18 protein-coding genes are annotated in these 20,397 nt (G+C 63.9%); 14 read left to right on the forward strand and 4 right to left on the reverse strand.

The features are described 5' to 3' along the window. The first annotated feature begins 16 nt into the window (after positions 1-16). On the forward strand, positions 17-1,663 hold the full coding sequence (locus VUG52_RS06050) for a Na+/H+ antiporter (RefSeq protein WP_220689977.1): 1,647 nt from the start codon (positions 17-19) through the stop codon (positions 1,661-1,663). Here the strand turns inward: VUG52_RS06050 and VUG52_RS06055 are convergent, their stop codons facing one another. The 4 genes from VUG52_RS06055 to map all read right to left on the reverse strand — a co-directional run bounded on the left by VUG52_RS06055 (position 1,664) and on the right by map (position 7,247). Then, on the reverse strand, positions 1,664-2,401 hold the full coding sequence (locus tag VUG52_RS06055; RefSeq protein WP_331832562.1) for a hypothetical protein: 738 nt from the start codon (positions 2,399-2,401) through the stop codon (positions 1,664-1,666). Positions 2,402-2,521: 120 nt separating this feature from the next. Continuing rightward, positions 2,522-3,715 carry a succinyldiaminopimelate transaminase gene (gene dapC / locus VUG52_RS06060; protein ID WP_331832564.1) on the reverse strand — a complete coding sequence of 398 codons (1,194 nt, stop codon included), beginning with the start codon at positions 3,713-3,715 and terminating at the stop codon, positions 2,522-2,524. A 21-nt stretch (positions 3,716-3,736) separates the two neighbouring features. After that, positions 3,737-6,439, reverse strand: a complete 2,703-nt coding sequence (locus VUG52_RS06065) for a [protein-PII] uridylyltransferase (protein ID WP_050704408.1) — start codon at positions 6,437-6,439, stop codon at positions 3,737-3,739. 25 nt (positions 6,440-6,464) lie between these two features. Beyond that, on the reverse strand, positions 6,465-7,247 hold the full coding sequence (map, locus tag VUG52_RS06070) for a type I methionyl aminopeptidase (RefSeq protein ID WP_331832566.1): 783 nt from the start codon (positions 7,245-7,247) through the stop codon (positions 6,465-6,467). A 348-nt stretch (positions 7,248-7,595) separates the two neighbouring features. Between map and rpsB the strand changes: the two genes are divergently transcribed. From rpsB to lpxA, 13 genes are all read left to right on the forward strand, one after another. After that, positions 7,596-8,333 (forward strand): 30S ribosomal protein S2, encoded by a 738-nt coding sequence (gene rpsB / locus VUG52_RS06075; protein WP_028690678.1) that lies wholly within the window; start codon positions 7,596-7,598, stop codon positions 8,331-8,333. Positions 8,334-8,518: 185 nt separating this feature from the next. Beyond that, a complete protein-coding gene (tsf, locus tag VUG52_RS06080; protein ID WP_050704410.1) occupies positions 8,519-9,382 on the forward strand; it encodes a translation elongation factor Ts in 864 nt (287 codons plus the stop codon). 177 nt (positions 9,383-9,559) lie between these two features. Beyond that, complete coding sequence (gene pyrH / locus VUG52_RS06085; RefSeq protein ID WP_028690676.1) at positions 9,560-10,303, forward strand: UMP kinase; 744 nt, start codon at positions 9,560-9,562, stop codon at positions 10,301-10,303. Next, positions 10,300-10,857: a ribosome recycling factor gene (gene frr, locus VUG52_RS06090; protein ID WP_028690675.1), complete on the forward strand. Its 558-nt coding sequence runs from the start codon at positions 10,300-10,302 to the stop codon at positions 10,855-10,857. Before pyrH ends, frr begins: the two co-directional genes overlap by 4 nt. 19 nt (positions 10,858-10,876) lie before the next feature. Beyond that, the gene (gene uppS / locus VUG52_RS06095; RefSeq protein WP_028690674.1) at positions 10,877-11,632 is read left to right on the forward strand and encodes a polyprenyl diphosphate synthase; all 756 of its coding nucleotides are present in this window, start codon (positions 10,877-10,879) and stop codon (positions 11,630-11,632) included. Next, entirely contained in the window at positions 11,632-12,447 is an 816-nt protein-coding gene (locus VUG52_RS06100; RefSeq protein ID WP_050704411.1) for a phosphatidate cytidylyltransferase, read from the forward strand. Before uppS ends, VUG52_RS06100 begins: the two co-directional genes overlap by 1 nt. After that, a complete protein-coding gene (gene ispC / locus VUG52_RS06105) occupies positions 12,444-13,634 on the forward strand; it encodes a 1-deoxy-D-xylulose-5-phosphate reductoisomerase (RefSeq protein WP_050704412.1) in 1,191 nt (396 codons plus the stop codon). The genes VUG52_RS06100 and ispC overlap by 4 nt, the downstream gene beginning before the upstream one ends. 42 nt (positions 13,635-13,676) lie before the next feature. Further along, the gene (rseP, locus tag VUG52_RS06110) at positions 13,677-15,029 is read left to right on the forward strand and encodes an RIP metalloprotease RseP (protein ID WP_262951484.1); all 1,353 of its coding nucleotides are present in this window, start codon (positions 13,677-13,679) and stop codon (positions 15,027-15,029) included. 75 nt (positions 15,030-15,104) lie between these two features. Further along, positions 15,105-17,465, forward strand: a complete 2,361-nt coding sequence (bamA, locus tag VUG52_RS06115) for an outer membrane protein assembly factor BamA (protein ID WP_262951485.1) — start codon at positions 15,105-15,107, stop codon at positions 17,463-17,465. Between the two features lie 44 nt (positions 17,466-17,509). After that, positions 17,510-18,013, forward strand: a complete 504-nt coding sequence (locus VUG52_RS06120) for an OmpH family outer membrane protein (protein ID WP_023629834.1) — start codon at positions 17,510-17,512, stop codon at positions 18,011-18,013. Between the two features lies 1 nt (position 18,014). Further along, positions 18,015-19,070 carry a UDP-3-O-(3-hydroxymyristoyl)glucosamine N-acyltransferase gene (lpxD, locus tag VUG52_RS06125; protein WP_050704415.1) on the forward strand — a complete coding sequence of 352 codons (1,056 nt, stop codon included), beginning with the start codon at positions 18,015-18,017 and terminating at the stop codon, positions 19,068-19,070. Positions 19,071-19,182: 112 nt separating this feature from the next. Beyond that, positions 19,183-19,623, forward strand: a complete 441-nt coding sequence (fabZ, locus tag VUG52_RS06130) for a 3-hydroxyacyl-ACP dehydratase FabZ (protein ID WP_003252314.1) — start codon at positions 19,183-19,185, stop codon at positions 19,621-19,623. After that, complete coding sequence (gene lpxA, locus VUG52_RS06135) at positions 19,620-20,396, forward strand: acyl-ACP--UDP-N-acetylglucosamine O-acyltransferase (protein ID WP_028690667.1); 777 nt, start codon at positions 19,620-19,622, stop codon at positions 20,394-20,396. The genes fabZ and lpxA overlap by 4 nt, the downstream gene beginning before the upstream one ends. Position 20,397: the final 1 nt, after the last annotated feature.

Below are 20,397 nucleotides of genomic sequence, written 5' to 3' on the forward strand. Positions count from 1 at the left end.
AACAGGAAGCTTGCCGATGCAGTCAGCCTATACCGTTCTAATCCTGCTGATGCTGGTGAGTGTGTCGAAACTGGTCGGGCGGGTGCTGCCGCTGCCCCTGCCGCTGGTGCAGATTGGCGCCGGCGCCTTGCTGGCCTGGCCGACCCTGGGCCTGCACGTGGCGCTGGACCCGGAGCTGTTCCTGTTCCTGTTCCTGCCGCCGCTGCTGTTCGCCGACGGCTGGCGCATGCCCAAGCGCGAACTGTGGCGCATCCGTGGGCCGGTGGTGGCGCTGGCGGTGGGGCTGGTGCTGTTCACCGTGGTCGGCGCCGGCTATTTCATCCACTGGCTGCTGCCGAGCATCCCGCTGCCGGTGGCCTTCGCCCTGGCGGCGGTGCTGTCGCCCACCGATGCCGTGGCCGTCTCGGCCATCTCCCAGGATCGCCTGCCGACGCCGCTGATGCATATGCTCCAGGGCGAGGCGCTGATGAACGACGCCTCGGGCCTGGTGACCTTCAAGTTCGCCCTGGTGGCGGCGATCACCGGGGTGTTCTCGTTGACCGAGGCCAGCCTGACCTTCGTCCTGGTCGCCCTTGGTGGCCTGGCGGTGGGGGTGGCGCTGAGCTGGCTGGTCGGACGCCTGCGCATGTGGATGATCACCCGCGGCTGGGACGACCCGGCCACTCACGTGGTGTTCATGCTGCTGCTGCCCTTTGCCGCCTACGTGCTCGCCGAACGGCTTGGCGTGTCCGGCATTCTCTCGGCGGTGGCCGCCGGGATGATGCAGAGCTGGCTGGACCTGCTGCCCCGGCAGACCAGCACCCGCCTGCTCAACCGCAGTGTCTGGTCGCTGCTGGAGTTCGCCTTCAACGGCCTGATCTTCCTGCTGCTGGGCCTGCAACTGCCGGACATCATCAAGGCGGTGGTGAGCGACGAGGCTGCCGCGTGGCCAACGCTTGCCTGGCGCTGCCTGGACGTGGTGGCGATCTTCGCCGCGCTGGTGCTGTTGCGGTTCATCTGGGTGCAGAGCATCTGGCGGGCTATCGGCGTGGTTAGACGCTGGCGCGGCAAGCCCGCGCTGGTGCTGATGCCGACCGCGCGCTCCTGCTGGTTGCTGACCCTGGGCGGCGTACGCGGCGCGGTGACCCTGGCGGGTGTGATGTCGGTGCCGCTGCTGATCGGCGCGGGCAAGGCGTTTCCCGAGCGCGACCTGCTCATCTTCATTGCCGCCGGGGTGATCCTGCTGTCGCTGGTCAGCGCCTGCATCGCTTTGCCGATCCTGCTGCGCGGCGTGACCAAGAGCCCGGACGAGCGCTTGCACCAGGAAGTGCAGGAGGCCTGGCGGCGCACCGCCGAGGCCGCGATCCATGCGCTCGAGGCCGAGGAGGTGATCGATGCCAACGCGCCGCAGGATGCCGCCCAGGCGACCCTGGCCACCGAGCTCAAGGCGCGGCTGATGGCCGAGTACCGCGATGAACTGGACAGTTACAATGACAGCGCCGAGGCCAGGGCGCTGGCCGAGCAGATGGATCAGCTGGAGCGTCGTCTGCGCCTGCGTGCCCTGCGTGCCCAGCGGCTGGAGTTGTACGAGCTGCATCGCCAGCACCTGGTGGGGGACGAAGTGGTGCGCCAGGTGCTGGGCGAGTTGGACCTGAGCGAGGCCAACCTCGGGCAGGTCCGCTAGTTACTTGCACGAAGCCGGATAGACCAGGCGCATGAAGCGCTTGTCCTTCTTGCTGATCTTCAGGTTTTGGCTGCGTTTGAAAGCGTGGCGCGTGAGTTTCTGCCTGATGCGGTAATGCATGATCGACTGCTTGTCATAGGGCAGGATGAGCAGGTCGCCGTTATCGGGCAGAGGCAGGAATTGAACGGCAAGGTCCTCTTCGATCAGGTCGGCCAGCTCATCCGGGCTGTTGGCCTCGTCGGCCAGGACCGCTGCCAGCAACTGGCGCACCGCGTCCAGGTCCCAGGGAATGTTGGCCTGTGGGTGCTGGTGCTCGTGCTCCATGCCCAGTGCGTGCCCGAACTCATGCAATACGAACGATTCGAACAGTGGGTCGGACAGCCTGACTCCCAATGCCATGGTGGCACCGTCCACGTCCAAGGCCTGGTTGCCCAGGAAACTGAAATTCACGCCTTCCTGCACATCGGTCTGGATGCGGATCTCGGCTTCTTCGACATCGTTGTCGAGGAGTTCGAATTTCAGGTTGGCGTATTTCAGCCATTGGCAGGCGGTGTCGAAAATCGATTTCTTGAGCCACGGGCAGGGCGTGCCGATGAACGAGATCCTGAGCGTCTGGCCTGGGCGCCAGAACACGGAATGATCCGCCACCGAGCGTTTCTTGCGCGGCTTCATCGCCTGGGGCAGTTGCAGCTTCTGGCGTAGACGGTAGATCGCGTTTGCCACGAGAACATCGGACATCGTTGTGCACCTTCAGGGGTTGAGAGGTGCCAACTATCGGTCGCCAGAGTTCTGTGCTGACGGTACTTAATGCTTGCCTCGATTTGAATTGCGCCCCCCTGTGAGAAGGGGCGCCTGCCATCAGCGGCCCAGGAACGCGCGAATCCGCTCCGCTGCCTCGATGCACTCGGCCAGCGGCGCTACCAGGGCCATGCGCACGCGCCCGGCGCCCGGGTTGACCCCGTCTACTTCGCGGGAGAGGTACGAACCTGGCACTACGGTCACATGCTCGGCCTCGAACAGGTCGCGGGTGAAGTCGGCGTCGCTGCCCGGCACCTTGGCCCACAGGTAGAAGCTGCCGTCCGGGCGTTGCACGTCGAGCACCGGTTGCAGGATGTCGAGCACGGCGTCGTACTTGGCGCGGTACTGGTCGCGGTTGTCGCGCACATGGGCCTCATCCTGCCAGGCGGCGATGCTGGCCAGCTGGGTCTGCACCGGCATGGCGCAACCATGGTAGGTGCGGTACAGCAGGAACGGCTTGATGATTTCGGCATCGCCGGCGACGAAGCCCGAGCGCAGCCCCGGCAGGTTGGAACGCTTGGACAGGCTGTGGAACACCACGCAGCGCTTGAAGTCATTTCGGCCCAGTTCCGCGCAGGCGCTGAGCAGGCCCGGTGGCGGCGCGTCCTCGTCGAAGTACAGCTCGCTGTAGCACTCGTCGGCGGCGATCACGAAGTCGTGCTCGTCGGCCAGGGCGATCAGCTTCTTCAGGGTGTCCATTGGCACCAGGGCGCCGGTGGGGTTGCCCGGGGAGCACAGGAACAGGATCTGGCAACGCTTCCAGACGTCGGCCGGCACGGCGTCGAAGTCCGGGTTGAAACCGTTGTTTTCCAGGCAGGGCAGGTAGTGCGGGGTGGCGCCGGCCAGCAGGGCCGCGCCTTCGTAGATCTGGTAGAACGGGTTGGGGCTGACCACCAGGCCATCTGCCGAGCGATCGACCACGGCCTGGGTGAAGGCGAACAGCGCCTCGCGGGTGCCGTTGACAGGCAGGATATGGCGGTCGGCGTCCAGCCAGCCGACTGGCACGCCGAAGCGCCGCTCGCACCACTGGCCGATGGCCTGGCGCAAGGCCGGCAGGCCCAGGGTGCTGGGGTAGACCGCCAGCTTGTCGAGGTTGTCGGCCATGGCCTTGGCGACGAAGGCCGGCGATTCGTGCTTCGGCTCGCCGATCGACAGGGCGATCGGGCGTTTGTCCGCCGCCGGCTTCACGCTCCCCAGCAGGGCACGCAGTTTCTCGAACGGGTAGGGCTGGAGCTGGGTCAGTGCTGGGTTCATTGGCGCAAGGTCTCGTTATCGTCAAAAGGTCATGCGGGTGGGGCTGGCATCGCTGGCCTGGCCGGCCTGCAACTGCTGGACGATGGCCTCCTGCAGGCGGCTGCACAGCTGCGGGTCGGACAGCGGCTGGTTGTCGGCGTCGGTGATGAAGAACACGTCCTCCACGCGCTCGCCGAGGGTGGCGATCTTGGCGTTCTGCAGCGAGATGTCGAATTCCAGGAAGATCCGCCCGATCCGCGCCAGCAGGCCGGGCCGGTCCGGGGCAGTGATTTCGAGAATGGTCACCGGACGCTGGGCGTCGTTGAGGATGGTCACCTGCGGCGGGAAGTCGAAGTGCTTGAGCTGGCGTGGCACCCGGCGCTGGATGATCGCCGGGTAGTCCTCGGGGGTGCGCAGCGCTTCGGTCAGGCCGTCGCGGATCTGCCTGACCCGCTGCGGATTGTCGCCGATCGAGCCGCCGTCGTTGTCGAGCACGATGTAGGTGTCGAGGGTGAACTGGCTGCTCGAGGTGATGATCCGGGCGTCGTGGATGTTCAGGTTGAGCTGGGCCATGGCGGCCACGGTCACGGCAAAGAAATCGTGCTGGTCGGGGGCGTAGATGAAGATCTGCGTGCCGCCCTCGAACTCGCGCTGGGTGGTTTCCTTGATCAGTACCAGCGGCCCGCCGTCGGCCGGCTGCTGGAGGATCGCGTCGCTGTGCCAGGCCACGTCGGCGGCGGTGTGCTTGAGGAAGTAATCGTCACCCAGCTGCGACCAGAGCTGCTCGACGTCGTCCGGGTCGGTGCCCTCGCGCACCAGGATGTCGAGCGCGGCGCTCTGGGTCTGGCGGATCTGCTCCTCGCGGTCCAGCGGGTTCTCCAGGCCCCGGCGCAGGGCGCGCTTGGTCTCGGTGTAGAGCTGGCGCAGCAGGCTCGCCCGCCAGGAGTTCCACAAGCTGGGGTTGGTGGCGTTGATGTCGGCCACGGTCAGCACGTAGAGGTAGTCCAGACGTGTTTCGTCGCCCACGTGCAGGGCGAAGTCGTTGATCACCTGCGGGTCGGAGAGGTCCTTGCGCTGGGCAGTGGTGGACATCACCAGGTGGTTCTGCACCAGCCAGACGATCAGCCGACTGTCCCACGCAGGCAGCTGGTGGCGCGCACAGAAGGCCTGTGCGTCCACTGCGCCCAGCTCGGAATGGTCACCCTGGCGACCCTTGCCGATGTCGTGGTAGAGACCGGCCAGGTAGATCAGCTCGGGCTTGGGCAGGCGGCCCATGAGCTTGCTGGCCAGCGGGAATTTCTCGGAAACCGGGGTGTACTGCAGCTTGCGCAGGTGCTTGATCAGGTTGAGGGTGTGCGCATCGACCGTGTAGATGTGGAACAGGTCGTGCTGCATCTGTCCGACGATCAGGCCGAACTCCGGCAGGTAGCGGCCGAGGATGCCGTAGCGGTTCATCCGCCGCAGGTTGCGGTGGATGCCGATCTCGCACTTGAACAGCTCGATGAACAGGCTGGTGTTGCGGATATCGTTGCGGAACTTGTCGTCGATCAGGTGGCGATGCTCGCGCAGCAGGCGCACGGTGTCGGCGCGCACGCCCTTGATCTCGGGGTGCTGGGCCATCAGCACGAAGATTTCCAGCATGGCGAACGGGGTGCGTCGGAACACGTTTGGGTTGACCGCTTCTATATAGCCGTCGTGCAGGCGGAAGCGCGCGTTCAGCGGCTGGGTGGCGCCGCTGTCGTCATCGGCGAGGATCACCTCCTCGAAGTGCTGGATGATCAGGTCGCACAGCTGGCTGATGCTCATCACCACCCGGTAGTACTGCTGCATGAACTGTTCGATGGCGCGCTTGGGGTTGTCGTCGGTGTAGCCCAGCAGCGCGGCGATGCTGCGCTGGTGGTCGAACAGCAGGCGGTCCTCGGCGCGTCCGGCGAGCATGTGCAGGGCATAGCGCACGCGCCAGAGGAAGGCCTGGGACGAGGCCAGCAGTTCGTTCTCGCTTTCCAGCAGGAAGTCCTCGCCGGCCAGTGCGTGCAGGTTCAGGGTGCCGTACTGGCGCCGGGCCACCCAAAGCACCGTCTGGATGTCGCGCAGGCCACCCGGCCCGCCCTTGACGTTGGGCTCGAGGTTGTACTCGGTGTCGTTGTACTTGTGATGGCGGGCCTTGAGCTCGGCGCGCTTGGCCAGGAAGAACTCCTTACTCGGCCACATATGCGCGGTGCTGGTGGCGTCGAGCATGCGTCGGCGCAGCGACTCGGGGCCGGCGATGGTGCGGCTTTCCATCAGGTTGGTGATGACCGTGAGGTCGGCCCGGGCCTGCTCGGCGCATTCGTCGACGGTGCGCACGCTCTGGCCGACTTCCAGGCCGATGTCCCACAGCAGCGTGAGGAAGCGCTCGATGGCGTCGCGGTACTGCTCGTGCTCGGCGGCGTCGAGCAGGATCAGCAGGTCGATGTCCGAGAACGGGTGCAGCTCGCCGCGGCCATAGCCGCCCACCGCCACCAGGGCGATGCCGTCCGGCGCGCCCCAGCTGAACTGGTGCCAGGCCTGTTGCAGGATGTTGTCGACGAACCAGGCGCGATCCTCGATCAGCCGGCGGATCTCGCGGCCTTCACGGAAACGCTTGTCGAGCACCTCGCCGGCCATGCGGATGGCCTTCTTGAAAGCGGCGATGGGGCTTGCCTTGAGGGCCAGTTCCGCCTGGAACTGGCCGCGGTCGAACAGCTCGGGATCCACCTGGGGCATCGAGTCGCGTTCCTGTTAGTCAGTATCAGGCCGAGGTGCGCGGGATTGTGTCGTCCTTGCGCAGGGTGAAGATCTCGTAGCCGCTGGCGGTCACCACCAGGGTGTGTTCCCACTGGGCCGAGAGCTTGCGGTCCTTGGTGATGGCGGTCCAGCCGTCGCCCAGTACCTTGGTGTCGGCCTTGCCCTGGTTGATCATCGGCTCGATGGTGAAGGTCATGCCTTCCTTGAGCTCCATGCCGGTGCCGGCGCGGCCGTAGTGGAGGATTTGCGGCTCTTCGTGGAACACCTTGCCGATGCCGTGGCCGCAGAACTCGCGGACCACCGAGAAACCGTTCTTCTCGGCGTGTTTCTGGATCACTTCGCCGATGTCGCCCAGGCGGCAGCCGGGCTTGACCAGCTCGATGGCCTTGTACAGGCACTCCTGGGTGACCTTGGACAGGCGCTCGGCCCATGGCGCGACGGTGCCGACATGGAACATGCGGCTGGTGTCGCCGTGGTAGCCGTCCTTGATCACGGTCACGTCGATGTTGATGGTGTCGCCGTCCTTGAGCGCCTTGTCATTGGGGATGCCGTGGCAGACCACATGGTTGATCGAGGTGCAGATCGACTTGGGGAAGCCCTTGTAGTTGAGAGGGGCGGGGATCGCCTGCTGGACGTTGACGATGTAGTCGTGGCACAGGCGGTCGAGCTCTTCGGTGGTGACGCCGGGCTTGATGTGCTCCTCGATCATTTCCAGCACTTCGGCGGCCAGGCGGCCAGCGATGCGCATCTTCTCGATGTCTTCTGCGGTCTTGATGGTGACGGTCATGAACAGGCTCTCTACGGCGCCTTGTGTGGCGCGAACAAACGGGAAAGACCGGATTCTACCAGAGCGCGGCGGCGATCTGTCGGGAGAGTCCCCTGGATCCGGTGGTCTATTGAAGGCATTCTGGCCGCAAAGCACGGGTGCTGCAAAAGCCACTGACGGACGAAGCATGATCCGGGTTCCGTTCGCGCTCGGCCTGTGGTATAAAATGCGCCGCTTTCGGGGGATGTCCTCCGTCAGCTCAAACCCACACACGTGTCGACACGATGGCCTGGGTGCCCGGTTTCCCTGGAAGCACGGGTTGGTCATTGGGATACGTGGAGGCCCAACCCGACTTATCAAGGAACTATCATGTCCCAAGTCAACATGCGCGATATGCTGAAGGCCGGTGTGCACTTCGGCCACCAGACCCGTTACTGGAACCCGAAAATGGGCAAGTACATTTTCGGCGCGCGTAACAAGATCCACATCATCAACCTGGAAAAAACCCTGCCAATGTTCAACGAAGCTCTGTCCTTCGTAGAGCGCCTGGCCCAGGGCAAGAACAAGATCATGTTCGTCGGCACCAAGCGTTCCGCCGGCAAGATCGTCGCCGAGCAAGCTGCTCGTTGCGGTTCGCCATACGTTGATCACCGTTGGTTGGGCGGCATGCTGACCAACTACAAGACCATCCGCGCCTCGATCAAGCGTCTGCGCGACCTGGAAACCCAGGCCGAAGACGGCACCTTTGCCAAGCTGACCAAGAAAGAAGCCCTGATGCGTTCGCGCGATCTGGAAAAGCTGGACCGCAGCCTGGGTGGTATCAAGGACATGGGCGGCCTGCCTGATGCCCTGTTCGTGATCGACGTCGACCACGAGCGCATTGCTATCACCGAAGCCAACAAGTTGGGCATCCCGGTCATCGGCGTTGTCGATACCAACAGCAGCCCGGAAGGTGTTGACTACATCATCCCAGGTAACGATGACGCCATCCGCGCCATCGAGCTGTACATGACTTCGATGGCTGACGCCGTCATCCGCGGCCGCAACAACGTTGCCGGCGGTACTGAAGTCTACGCTGAAGAAGCGGCTGCACCTGCTGCTGAGTAATTGACGCCTGGCGTCTACTTGGCACGCAAAAAGGGGGCTTGGCCCCCTTTTTGCCACCTTGAAATCCTGCTGTCAGCAACGGCCCCGCATCATGGGCGAGCTGATATAAAGGCAGCGATTTGCAGAATTTAACGCCCGTGACGAGCGGGTGGAATGGTTGAAAAACTTTCCAAGAGGATTTTGAAATGGCAGCAATTACTGCGGCGCTGGTCAAAGAACTGCGCGAGCGTACCGGCGAAGGCATGATGGATTGCAAAAAGGCCCTGGAAAAGGCCGGCGGCGACATCGAGAAAGCCATTGACGACATGCGTGCCTCGGGCGCCATCAAGGCCGCCAAGAAGGCTGGCAACGTCGCTGCTGAAGGCGCTATCGCCGTCAAGACCGACGGTAAATCCGCCGTTCTGCTGGAAGTGAACTCGCAGACCGACTTCCTGGCCCTGCAAGACGACTTCAAGAACTTCGTTGCCGAAAGCATCGAAGAAGCCTTCGCCCAGAAGCTGACCGACGCCGCTCCGCTGATCGCCTCGCGTGAAGCCGCCCGTGAAGCCCTGGTTGCCAAGTGCGGCGAGAACGTCAACATCCGTCGCCTGGTGCGCGTTGAGGGTGACGTTGTCGGTGCCTACCTGCACGGCAACAAGATCGGTGCCGTTGTTGTCCTGAAAGGCGGCGACGTCGATCTGGCCAAGAACATCGCCATGCACGTTGCAGCCTCGAACCCAGAGTTCCTGGACGCGTCGGAAATCTCCGCCGAGGCCATCGAGCGCGAGAAGAACGTCTTCCTGCAGCTGAACGCCGACAAGATCGCCGGCAAGCCGGAAAACATCGTTGAGAACATGATCAACGGTCGTATCTCCAAGTTCAAAGCCGAAGCCTCGCTGAAAGAGCAAGCCTTCGTCATGGATCCGGAAGTCAAGGTCGGCGCGCTGGCCAAGAAAGCCGGTGCTGAAATCGTTTCCTTCACCTACTTCAAGGTCGGCGAAGGCATCGAGAAGCCGGTTGACGACTTCGCTGCCGAAGTTGCCGCCCAGGTAGCTGCCGCCAAGCAGTAAGACGGATTCGTCTGTCGCCCCGAAGAGGCTGCCCGCTTACGCGCGCAGCCTCTTTGTCAAAGCGGGAGCGGTTCACGAGACCGTTGCTCGCTGACGCATGAAGTGCGTCACGCTAGAGTTACGCGCAGGCTGAAACAGCCCGCCAGATTTTTACAAACGCCGCAGGAGAGATTCGCAATGGCTCAGCAGGGCAGTGGTCATCAGGCTCGCTATAAACGCATTCTACTCAAACTTAGCGGCGAGGCCCTGATGGGCTCGGAAGAGTTCGGGATCGACCCCAAGGTCCTGGATCGCATGGCGCTGGAAGTCGGCCAGCTGGTCGGCATCGGCGTTCAGGTCGGCCTGGTGATCGGTGGCGGCAACCTGTTCCGTGGCGCGGCGCTCAGTGCAGCCGGCATGGACCGCGTTACCGGCGACCACATGGGCATGCTGGCCACCGTGATGAACGGCCTGGCCATGCGCGACGCGCTGGAGCGGGCGAACATCACCGCCATCGTCATGTCGGCCATCTCCATGGTGGGTGTGACCGATCACTACGATCGCCGCAAGGCCATGCGCCACCTGAATTCCAAGGAAGTCGTGATCTTCGCTGCCGGTACCGGCAACCCGTTCTTCACCACCGACTCCGCCGCTTGCCTGCGCGCCATCGAAATCGATGCCGACGTGGTATTGAAGGCAACCAAGGTCGATGGTGTATACACTGCAGATCCATTCAAGGACCCGCATGCCGAGAAGTTCGATCATCTGTCCTACGATGAAGTGCTGGATCGCAAGCTGGGTGTAATGGACCTCACGGCAATCTGCCTTTGCCGCGATCACAAGATGCCGCTGCGCGTCTTCAACATGAACAAGCCCGGCGCCCTGCTCAACATTGTGCATGGTGGTGCGGAAGGAACTCTGATCGAGGAAGTTCAAAAATGATCAACGACATCAAGAAAGACGCCCAGGAGCGCATGGGCAAGTCCCTCGAGGCCCTGGCCCGCAACCTGGCGGCGATCCGTACCGGTCGCGCCCACCCAAGCATCCTGGACAGCGTCAAGGTGCCGGCCTGGGGCAGCGACATGCCGCTGAACCAGGTGGCTGCGATCACCGTCGAGGACGCCCGTACCCTGAAGATCGTCGCCCACGACAAGAACCTCAGCGCCGCCATCGAGAAGGCCATCCTGACCTCCGACCTGGGCCTGAACCCGTCCAGCGCCGGCACCACCATCCGCGTGCCGATGCCGGCCCTGACCGAGGAAACCCGCAAGGGCTACACCAAGCAGGCCAGCGGCGTTGCCGAGGACGCCAAGGTCGCTGTGCGCAACGTGCGTCGCGATGCCCTGGCCGACCTGAAGAAGCTGACCAAGGACAAGGAAATCAGCGAAGACGAAGAGCGTCGCGCGGCTGACGAGATCCAGAAGCTGACCGACAAGTTCGTCGCCGAAGTCGATGCCGCCTTCAAGGCCAAGGAAAAGGACCTGATGGCCGTTTGAGGCCAGGGTTGCTCTCTTAATGGAAAAGACCAAGTCGGCGGCACCGGGCTCGGTGCCGCGTCATGTCGCGATCATCATGGATGGCAACAACCGCTGGGCGAAGAAACGTCTTCTGCCCGGCGTCGCCGGCCACAAGGCCGGCGTGGATGCCGTTCGCGCGGTGATCGAAGTCTGCGCCGAGGCCAAGGTCGAGGTGCTCACGCTCTTCGCCTTCTCCAGCGAGAACTGGCAGCGTCCGGCCGAGGAGGTCGGCGCGCTGATGGAACTGTTCTTCTCGGCATTGCGTCGCGAGGCCAAGCGCCTGAACGACAACAACATCAGCCTGCGCATCATCGGTGATCGCTCGCGCTTCCACCCTGAGCTTCAGGCGGCGATGCGCGAAGCCGAAGCGGCGACGGTGGGCAGCAACCGCTTCATCCTGCAGATCGCCGCCAATTACGGCGGTCAGTGGGATATCGCCCAGGCCGCACAGCGCCTGGCACGGGAAGTCCAGGCCGGTCACCTGCGCCCCGAGGACATCACCCCGGACCTGCTGCAGACCTGCCTGGCCACCGGCGACCTGCCGTTGCCCGACCTGTGCATCCGCACCGGCGGCGAGCACCGCATCAGCAACTTCCTGCTGTGGCAGCTGGCCTACGCCGAGTTGTACTTCTCCGACCTCTACTGGCCGGACTTCAAACACGAGGCCATGCGCAACGCGCTGGCCGATTTCGCTTCGCGCCAGCGCCGCTTCGGTAAGACCAGCGAGCAGGTCGAAGCCGGAGCCCGTGCTTAATGCTTAAACAACGCATCATTACCGCGCTGATCCTGCTACCGATCGCGTTGGGTGGTTTCTTCCTGCTCAACGGTGGGGATTTCGCCCTGTTCATCGGTTTCGTGGTGACGCTCGGCGCCTGGGAGTGGGCGCGCCTGGCCGGCCTGGTGGCGCAGCCGCTGCGCATCGCCTACGCCGCCGTGGTGGCGGGCGGCCTGATGCTGCTCTACCTGATGCCCGACCTTGCGCCCTGGGTACTGGGCGCCTCGGTGATCTGGTGGGCCCTGGCCACCTGGCTGGTGCTGACCTACCCGCGTAGCGGCGAGCTGTGGAGCAGCGCCGCCTGTCGCCTGCTGATCGGCCTGCTGGTGCTGCTGCCTGCCTGGCAGGGCTTGGTGCTGCTCAAGCACTGGCCGCTGGGCAACTGGCTGATCCTGTCGGTGATGGTCCTGGTCTGGGCTGCCGATATCGGCGCGTACTTCTCCGGCCGGGCTTTCGGCAAGCGCAAGCTGGCGCCGCAGGTCAGCCCGGGCAAGAGCTGGGAGGGTGTCTATGGCGGTCTCGCGGTCAGCCTGCTGATCACCCTGGCCGTGGGTTTCGCCCGCGACTGGAGTATTGGTCAGGTGCTGCTGGGCCTGCTGGGGGCTGTCGTTGTAGTGATGTCCTCCGTGGTCGGCGACCTGACCGAAAGCATGTTCAAGCGCCGTGAAGGCATCAAGGACAGCAGCAACCTGCTGCCGGGTCATGGCGGCGTGCTCGATCGCATTGACAGCCTGACCGCGGCGATTCCGATGTTTGCCGTGCTGCTGTGGGCGGCTGAGTGGGGTGTGATGTGAGTGCCGTGCAACGCATAACCGTGCTGGGGGCCACCGGCTCCATCGGCCTGAGCACGCTGGATGTCATTGCCCGACACCCTGACCGTTACCAGGTGTTCGCCCTCAGTGGCTACTCGCGCATCGACGAACTGCTGGCCCTGTGCGAGCGTCATCGTCCGGCCTTCGCCGTGGTGCCGAGCGCCGAGGCGGCCCTGCGCCTGCGCCAGGGGCTGGCCGCGGCGGGCTGCGCCACCGAGGTGCTCGAGGGTGAGGCCGGGTTGTGTCAGGTGGCCGCTGCGTCCGAGGTGGATACCGTGATGGCGGCCATCGTCGGCGCGGCCGGCCTGCGCCCGACCTTGGCCGCTGTCGAGGCGGGCAAGAAGGTGCTGCTGGCCAACAAAGAGGCCCTGGTGATGTCCGGGGCCCTGTTCATGGAGGCGGTGCACCGCAGTGGTTCGGTATTGCTGCCGATCGACAGCGAACACAACGCGATCTTCCAGTGCATGCCCGGCGATTACGCCCGTGGCCTGGGCGCTGTCGGCGTGCGCCGGATCCTGCTGACCGCCTCCGGCGGGCCGTTCCGCGAAACCCCTGCTGAAGTATTGCTGGATGTAACGCCGGAGCAGGCCTGCGCGCATCCGAACTGGTCCATGGGGCGCAAGATCTCGGTCGATTCGGCCAGCATGCTGAACAAAGGCCTGGAGCTGATCGAGGCCTGCTGGCTGTTCGATGCCAAGCCGTCGCAGATTGAAGTGGTGGTGCACCCGCAGAGTGTCATTCACTCGCTGGTGGACTACGTCGATGGCTCGGTGCTTGCTCAGCTGGGCAACCCGGACATGCGCACGCCGATCTCCAACGCCCTGGCCTGGCCGGAGCGGATCGATTCGGGCGTCGCGCCGCTGGATCTGTTCGCCATCGCCCGTCTGGATTTCCAGGCGCCCGACGAACAGCGCTTCCCATGCCTGCGCCTGGCGCGTCAGGCTGCCGAGGCGGGCAACAGCGCGCCGGCGGTGCTCAACGCCGCCAACGAAGTGGCCGTCGAGGCGTTTCTCCAGCGGCGTATCCGCTTCCCGGAGATCGCGGGTATGATCGAACAGGTGCTCGACCAGGAGCCCGTGGTGGCCTTGCCCACCCTCGAGGCGGTGTTCGCCGCCGACCAGCGTGCCCGGGAGCTGTCCCGGGAGTGGCTGCGACGCCACGGCCGCTGAAGCCTGCGGCCGACTCCGCCGAATGTCACCCGGAGATTGGACATGACTGCGCTCTACATGATTGTCGGCACCCTGATTGCACTGGGTGTGCTGGTTACCTTCCACGAGTTCGGCCACTTCTGGGTGGCGCGGCGCTGCGGGGTCAAGGTCCTGCGCTTCTCGGTGGGCTTCGGCACGCCGCTGGTGCGTTGGCATGACCGGCACGGCACCGAGTTCGTCGTCGCCGCGATCCCCCTGGGCGGCTACGTCAAGATGCTCGACGAGCGCGAGGGCGAGGTCCCGCCGGCGCTGGTCGAGCAGTCGTTCAACCGCAAGTCGGTCCGTCAGCGCATCGCCATCGTGGCCGCCGGTCCCATCGCCAACTTCCTGCTCGCCATCCTGTTCTTCTGGGTGGTGGCCATGCTGGGTTCGCAGCAGGTGCGTCCGGTCATCGGTGGCGTCGAGGCCGGCAGCCTGGCGGCCAGCGCCGGCCTGAGCGTCGGCCAGGAAATCGTCTCCATCGATGGCGAACCGACCAATGGTTGGTCGGCGGTCAACCTGCAGCTGGTGCGCCGTCTCGGCGAGAGCGGCACGCTGCGGGTCGGGGTGCTCGATGAGGGGGCGACCGCTGAGCGTCAATTGAATGTTTCCCTGAATCAATGGCTCAAGGGCGTCGACGAGCCCGAGCCGATCCAGTCCCTTGGCCTGCGCCCCTGGCGCCCGGCGATGGTGCCGGTGCTGGCTGAGATCGATCCGAAGGGGCCGGCCGCCGCAGCCGGCCTCAAGACCGGTGACAAACTGTTGGCGCTCGACGGTGTTGAGCTGGCCGACTGGCAACAAGTGGTCGACGCAGTCCGTGCCCGTCCCGAGAAAAAGGTCAGCCTGCGCATCGAGCGCGACGGCGCGCCACTCGAGGTTGCCGTCACCCTGGCGCGCAAAGGCGAGGGCCAGGCTTCTGGCGGCTACCTCGGCGCCGGGGTCAAGGCCGCCGAGTGGCCGGCGAAGATGCTCCGCGAGGTCAGCTATGGGCCGCTGGAAGCAGTCGGCGAGGGACTTTCCCGTACCTGGAACATGAGCATCCTGACCCTCGAATCGCTGAAGAAAATGCTGTTCGGGGAGCTCTCGGTAAAAAACTTGAGCGGACCGATAACCATTGCTAAAGTGGCGGGCGCTTCAGCCCAGTCGGGCGTTGGGGATTTCCTGAATTTCCTGGCCTACCTGAGCATAAGCCTGGGGGTTCTGAACCTGCTGCCCATCCCGGTACTGGATGGGGGGCATTTGCTGTTCTACCTGATCGAGTGGGCGCGCGGTCGTCCGCTCTCGGATCGGGTGCAGGGTTGGGGGGTCCAGATCGGTATCAGTTTGGTCGTCGGGGTGATGTTGCTCGCCCTGATCAACGATCTGGGTCGACTATAAAAGCTTCGCTCAATCGCGAAACCTGCTGCCTTGTCGCGGCAGGTTGTTTATTGCCAGTTGGAATAAAAGGACTTCATGAAACGTCTGCTGCTAACTGCGGTGCTCTCCGCACTGATGATCGCTGAAGTTCACGCCGAGTCCTTCACCATCTCCGATATTCGTGTCAACGGCCTGCAGCGGGTGTCCGCCGGCAGCGTGTTCGGCGCGTTGCCGCTGAACGTCGGTGACCAGGTCGACGACCGCCGTCTGGTCGAGTCGACCCGCTCGCTGTTCAAGACCGGCTTCTTCCAGGACATCCAGCTGAACCGCGACGGCAATGTCCTGATCATCAACGTGGTCGAGCGCCCCTCGGTGTCGAGCATCGAGATCGAAGGCAACAAGGCGATCAGCACCGAAGACCTGATGAAGGGCCTGAAACAGTCGGGCCTGGCCGAAGGCGAGATCTTCCAGCGCGCGACGCTGGAAGGCGTGCGTAACGAACTGCAGCGCCAGTACGTGGCCCAGGGCCGCTACTCCGCCGAGGTCGACGCCGAGGTCGTGCCGCAGCCGCGCAACCGCGTCGGCCTGAAGATCAAGATCAACGAAGGCACCGTGGCCGCGATCCAGCACATCAACGTGGTGGGCAACACTGTCTTCGACGACGAGACCCTCGGCCAGCTGTTCGAGCTCAAGACCACCAACTGGCTGTCGTTCTTCAAGAACGACGACAAGTACGCCCGGGAAAAACTCTCCGGTGACCTGGAGCGCCTGCGTTCCTACTACCTGGACCGCGGCTACATCAACATGGACATCGCGTCCACCCAGGTGTCGATCACTCCGGACAAGAAGCACGTCTACATCACCGTCAACATCAACGAGGGCGAGAAGTACACCGTCCGCGACGTGAAGCTGTCCGGTGACCTGAAAGTGCCGGAAGACCAGGTCAAGTCGCTGCTGCTGGTGCAGCCGGGCCAGGTGTTCTCGCGCAAGGTGATGACCACCACTTCCGACCTGATCACCCGTCGTCTGGGCAACGAAGGCTACACCTTCGCCAACGTCAACGGCGTGCCACAGCCGAACGACCAGGATCACACCGTCGACATCATGTTCGTCGTCGATCCGGGCAAGCGTGCGTACGTCAACCGCATCAACTACCGCGGCAACACCAAGACCGAAGACGAAGTGCTGCGTCGCGAAATGCGCCAGATGGAAGGTGGCTGGGCCTCGACCTACCTGATCGACCAGTCCAAGACCCGCCTCGAGCGCCTGGGCTTCTTCAAGGAAGTCAACGTCGAGACGCCACCGGTTCCGGGCACCGACGACCAGGTCGACGTCAACTACAGCGTCGAAGAGCAGGCCTCCGGCTCGATCACCGCCAGCGTCGGCTTCGCCCAGAGCGCCGGCCTGATCCTGGGCGGCTCGATCAGCCAGAGCAACTTCCTCGGTACCGGTAACAAGGTCTCCATCGGCCTGACCCGTTCCGAATACCAGACCCGCTACAACTTCGGCTATGTCGATCCCTACTTCACCGCCGATGGCGTGAGCCTGGGCTACAACGCCTTCTACCGCAGCACCGACTACGACGACCTCGACGTCGACGTGGCCAGCTATGCGGTGGACAGCCTCGGTGCCGGTGTCAGCCTCGGCTACCCGATCAGCGAGACCTCGCGCCTGACCTACGGCCTGACCGTGCAGCAGGACAAGATCAAGACCGGCCGCTACACCGTCGACGAGATCTTCAAGTTCCTCCAGGACGAGGGCGACAACTTCCTGAACTTCAAGGCCTCGATCGGCTGGTCCGAGTCGACCCTGAACAAAGGCGTGCTGGCCACTCGTGGTCACTCCCAGAGCCTGACCCTGGAAACCACCGTGCCGGGCAGCGACCTGTCGTTCTACAAGCTCGACTACCGTGGCCAGCTGTTCAAGCCGATCAACAACGAGTACACCCTGCGCCTGCACACCGAACTGGGCTATGGTGATGGTTTCGGCTCGACCTCCGGCCTGCCGTTCTATGAAAACTACTACGCGGGCGGCTTCAACTCCGTGCGCGGCTTCAAGGACAGCACCCTGGGTCCACGCAGCACCCCGAGCCGTGGCGCTGCGGTAACCGGCAACCAGGGCACCATCGCCGACCCGGACCAGGATCCGCTGCCGTTCGGTGGCAACGTCCTCGTCCAGGGTGGCGTGGAGCTGCTGTTCCCGCTGCCGTTCGTCAAGGATCAGCGTTCGCTGCGCACGTCCGTATTCTGGGACGTGGGTAACGTGTTCGACACCAACTGCGGCTCCAAGCCCGATTGCACCAAGGTCGGATTCTCGGACATGGCCAGCTCGGTCGGTCTGGGCGTGACCTGGATCACCGCGCTGGGCCCGTTGAGCTTCAGCCTGGCGATGCCGATCAAGAAGCCGGACGACGCCGACACGCAAGTGTTCCAATTCTCTCTGGGCCAGACCTTCTGAGGTCGGCCCTTGCATAACGACAACGGATTATCCAGGAGTGCATCGTGCGTAAGTTGACCCAACTGGCCCTCGTGGCCGCGGCGCTGGTCGCCACCCCGGCTTTCGCCGAAATGAAAGTTGCCGTGCTGAACTATCAGATGGCCCTGCTGGAATCCGACGCGGCCAAGAAGTACGCCGTTGACGCCGAGAAGAAGTTCGGCCCGCAACTGACCAAGCTCAAGGGCCTGGAAAGCAGCGCCAAGGGTATCCAGGATCGCCTGATCAAGGGCGGCGACAAGATGCCTCAGCCTGAGCGTGAACGCCTGGAGCTCGAGTTCAAGCAAAAAGCCCGCGACTTCCAGTTCCAGTCCAAGGAACTCAACGAAGCCAAGGCCGTGGCCGACCGCGACATGCTCAAGCAGCTCAAGCCGAAACTTGACGGCGCTGTCGAGGAAGTGATCAAGAAGGGCGGTTTCGACCTGGTTCTGGAGCGTGGCGCGGTCATCGATGTCAAGCCGCAGTACGACATCACCCGCCAGGTCATCGAGCGCATGAACCAAGCCCGTTGATATGACCGTGACCATGACGCTCGGCCAGCTGGCCGAGGCCCTCGGGGCCGAACTCAAAGGCCCCGAGGCGCTGCAGATCACCGGGCTGGCCACCTTGCAGGAGGCCGGTTCCGGGCAGTTGAGCTTCCTGGCCAACAAGCAGTACCGCAAATTCCTGGACGACTCCACGGCCAGCGCGGTATTGCTCAAGGCCGAGGACGCCGAAGGTTTTGCCGGCAACGCCCTGATCGTTCCCGATCCTTACCTGGCCTATGCACGCATTTCGCACCTGTTCGATCCGAAGCCCAAGGCTGTGGCGGGAGTCCATCCCAGCGCCGTGGTTGCCGAGGATGCCCAGGTGGATGCCAGCGCCAGCATCGGCCCGTTCGCGGTGATCGAGAGCGGCGCGCGCATTGGCGCCAACGTGACGGTCGGCGCGCACTGTTTCGTCGGCGCCCGCTGCGTCATCGGCGAGGGCGGCTGGCTGGCCCCACGGGTCACGCTGTATCACGACGTGACCATCGGCAAGCGCGTGGTCATCCAGTCCGGCGCGGTGATCGGTGGCGAGGGCTTCGGCTTTGCCAACGAGAAGGGTATCTGGCGCAAGATCGCGCAGATCGGCGGCGTCACCCTGGGTGATGACGTGGAGATCGGCGTGAACACCGCGGTAGACCGCGGCGCGCTGTCGGACACCCGCATCGGTGATGGCGTCAAGCTCGACAACCAGATCCAGATCGCCCACAACGTGCAGGTCGGCGACCACACGGCGATGGCGGCCTGCGTCGGGATTTCCGGCAGCACCCGCATCGGCAAGCATTGCATGATCGCCGGTGGCGTCGGGATGGTCGGCCACATCGACGTCTGCGACAATGTCTTCGTTTCCGGCATGACCATGGTGACCCGTTCGATTACCGAGCCGGGTGGCTATTCTTCCGGTACGGCCATGCAACCCTTGGCCGAGTGGCGCAAGAGCGCCGCTCGCATTCGCCAGCTGGACGAGATGTCCAAGCGTCTCCAGCAGCTGGAAAAGCGTGTCGACACCGTGACCTCAGGTGGCCAGCCGACATCAGAAGGCTGATACCATTTACTGAGCAAGCGTTACAGTCGCTAGCTGGCTCCTCTTTGGATCTGCAAAAGGAGCGTGTGGTCAGCACCTGCGCTCCCTATTCTTATACAGGCTTCCCCCCGAAATGATGGACATCAACGAGATTCGCGAATACCTGCCTCACCGTTACCCGTTCCTGCTGGTGGACCGTGTGACGGACCTGGACTTCGAGGCCCAAAGCATTCGTGCCTACAAGAATGTCAGCATCAATGAGCCGTTCTTCAATGGCCACTTCCCGGCGCATCCGATCATGCCGGGCGTGCTGATCATCGAGGCGATGGCCCAGGCGGCCGGGATTCTCGGATTCAAGATGCTCGACGCCAAGCCGGCGGACGGCACCCTCTACTACTTCGTCGGCTCCGACAAGCTGCGCTTCCGCCAGCCGGTGCTGCCGGGCGACCAGCTGGTGCTGGAAGCCAAGTTCCTCAGCCGCAAGAGCATGATCTGGAAGTTCGAGTGCCGCGCCCTGGTGGACGGCAAGCCGGTCTGCTCGGCCGAGATCACCTGCGCGGAACGCTCCCTATGAGTTCGATTGACCCAAGGGCGATCATCGACCCCTCGGCCAAGTTGGCCGAGGGCGTCGAGGTCGGCCCCTGGTCGATCGTAGGCCCCGATGTGGAAATCGGGGAGGGCACCGTCATCGGTCCGCACGTGGTGCTCAAGGGGCCGACCCGCATCGGCAAGCACAACCGCATCTACCAGTTTTCCTCGATCGGCGAAGACACCCCTGACCTGAAGTACAAGGGTGAGCCGACGCGCCTGGTGATCGGTGACCACAACGTGATCCGCGAGGGTGTCACCATCCACCGCGGCACCGTGCAGGACCGTTCGGAAACGACCCTGGGCGATCACAACCTGATCATGGCCTATGCCCACATCGGCCACGACAGCGTCATCGGCAACCACTGCATCCTGGTCAACAACACCGCGCTGGCGGGCCATGTGCATGTCGGCGACTGGGCGATCCTGTCCGGCTACACCCTGGTGCACCAGTACTGCCATATCGGCGCCCACGCGTTTTCCGGCATGGGCACCGCGATCGGCAAGGACGTACCGGCTTACGTCACGGTGTTCGGCAGCCCGGCCGAGGCGCGCAGCATGAACTTCGAAGGCCTGCGCCGTCGCGGTTTCAGCGACGAAGTGCTGCACGCCCTGCGTCGCGCCTACAAGATCGTCTACCGCCAGGGCCTGACCGTCGAAGAGGCGCTCAAGGAGCTGGATGAGCTGGTCACGCAGTTCCCCGAAGTCGACCTGTTCCGCCAATCGATCGCCAATTCCGCACGCGGCATCACCCGCTGAC

Source organism: Pseudomonas sp. LH21 (assembly GCF_036549575.1).
Classification (GTDB): Bacteria; Pseudomonadota; Gammaproteobacteria; order Pseudomonadales; family Pseudomonadaceae; genus Aquipseudomonas; species Aquipseudomonas peradeniyensis.

What these genes read in the sequence shown, in the direction of transcription:
- rpsB (WP_028690678.1), top strand. Translation starts at nt 7,596, where the DNA reads ATGTCCCAAGTCAACATGCGCGATATGCTGAAGGCCGGTGTGCACTTC.
- fabZ (WP_003252314.1), top strand. Translation starts at nt 19,183, where the DNA reads ATGATGGACATCAACGAGATTCGCGAATACCTGCCTCACCGTTACCCG.
- VUG52_RS06065 (WP_050704408.1), bottom strand. Translation starts at nt 6,439, where the DNA reads ATGCCCCAGGTGGATCCCGAGCTGTTCGACCGCGGCCAGTTCCAGGCG.
- pyrH (WP_028690676.1), top strand. Translation starts at nt 9,560, where the DNA reads ATGGCTCAGCAGGGCAGTGGTCATCAGGCTCGCTATAAACGCATTCTA.
- uppS (WP_028690674.1), top strand. Translation starts at nt 10,877, where the DNA reads ATGGAAAAGACCAAGTCGGCGGCACCGGGCTCGGTGCCGCGTCATGTC.
- frr (WP_028690675.1), top strand. Translation starts at nt 10,300, where the DNA reads ATGATCAACGACATCAAGAAAGACGCCCAGGAGCGCATGGGCAAGTCC.
- VUG52_RS06100 (WP_050704411.1), top strand. Translation starts at nt 11,632, where the DNA reads ATGCTTAAACAACGCATCATTACCGCGCTGATCCTGCTACCGATCGCG.
- map (WP_331832566.1), bottom strand. Translation starts at nt 7,247, where the DNA reads ATGACCGTCACCATCAAGACCGCAGAAGACATCGAGAAGATGCGCATC.
- VUG52_RS06055 (WP_331832562.1), bottom strand. Translation starts at nt 2,401, where the DNA reads ATGTCCGATGTTCTCGTGGCAAACGCGATCTACCGTCTACGCCAGAAG.
- VUG52_RS06050 (WP_220689977.1), top strand. Translation starts at nt 17, where the DNA reads ATGCAGTCAGCCTATACCGTTCTAATCCTGCTGATGCTGGTGAGTGTG.
- rseP (WP_262951484.1), top strand. Translation starts at nt 13,677, where the DNA reads ATGACTGCGCTCTACATGATTGTCGGCACCCTGATTGCACTGGGTGTG.
- lpxD (WP_050704415.1), top strand. Translation starts at nt 18,015, where the DNA reads ATGACCGTGACCATGACGCTCGGCCAGCTGGCCGAGGCCCTCGGGGCC.
- bamA (WP_262951485.1), top strand. Translation starts at nt 15,105, where the DNA reads ATGAAACGTCTGCTGCTAACTGCGGTGCTCTCCGCACTGATGATCGCT.
- dapC (WP_331832564.1), bottom strand. Translation starts at nt 3,715, where the DNA reads ATGAACCCAGCACTGACCCAGCTCCAGCCCTACCCGTTCGAGAAACTG.
- tsf (WP_050704410.1), top strand. Translation starts at nt 8,519, where the DNA reads ATGGCAGCAATTACTGCGGCGCTGGTCAAAGAACTGCGCGAGCGTACC.
- lpxA (WP_028690667.1), top strand. Translation starts at nt 19,620, where the DNA reads ATGAGTTCGATTGACCCAAGGGCGATCATCGACCCCTCGGCCAAGTTG.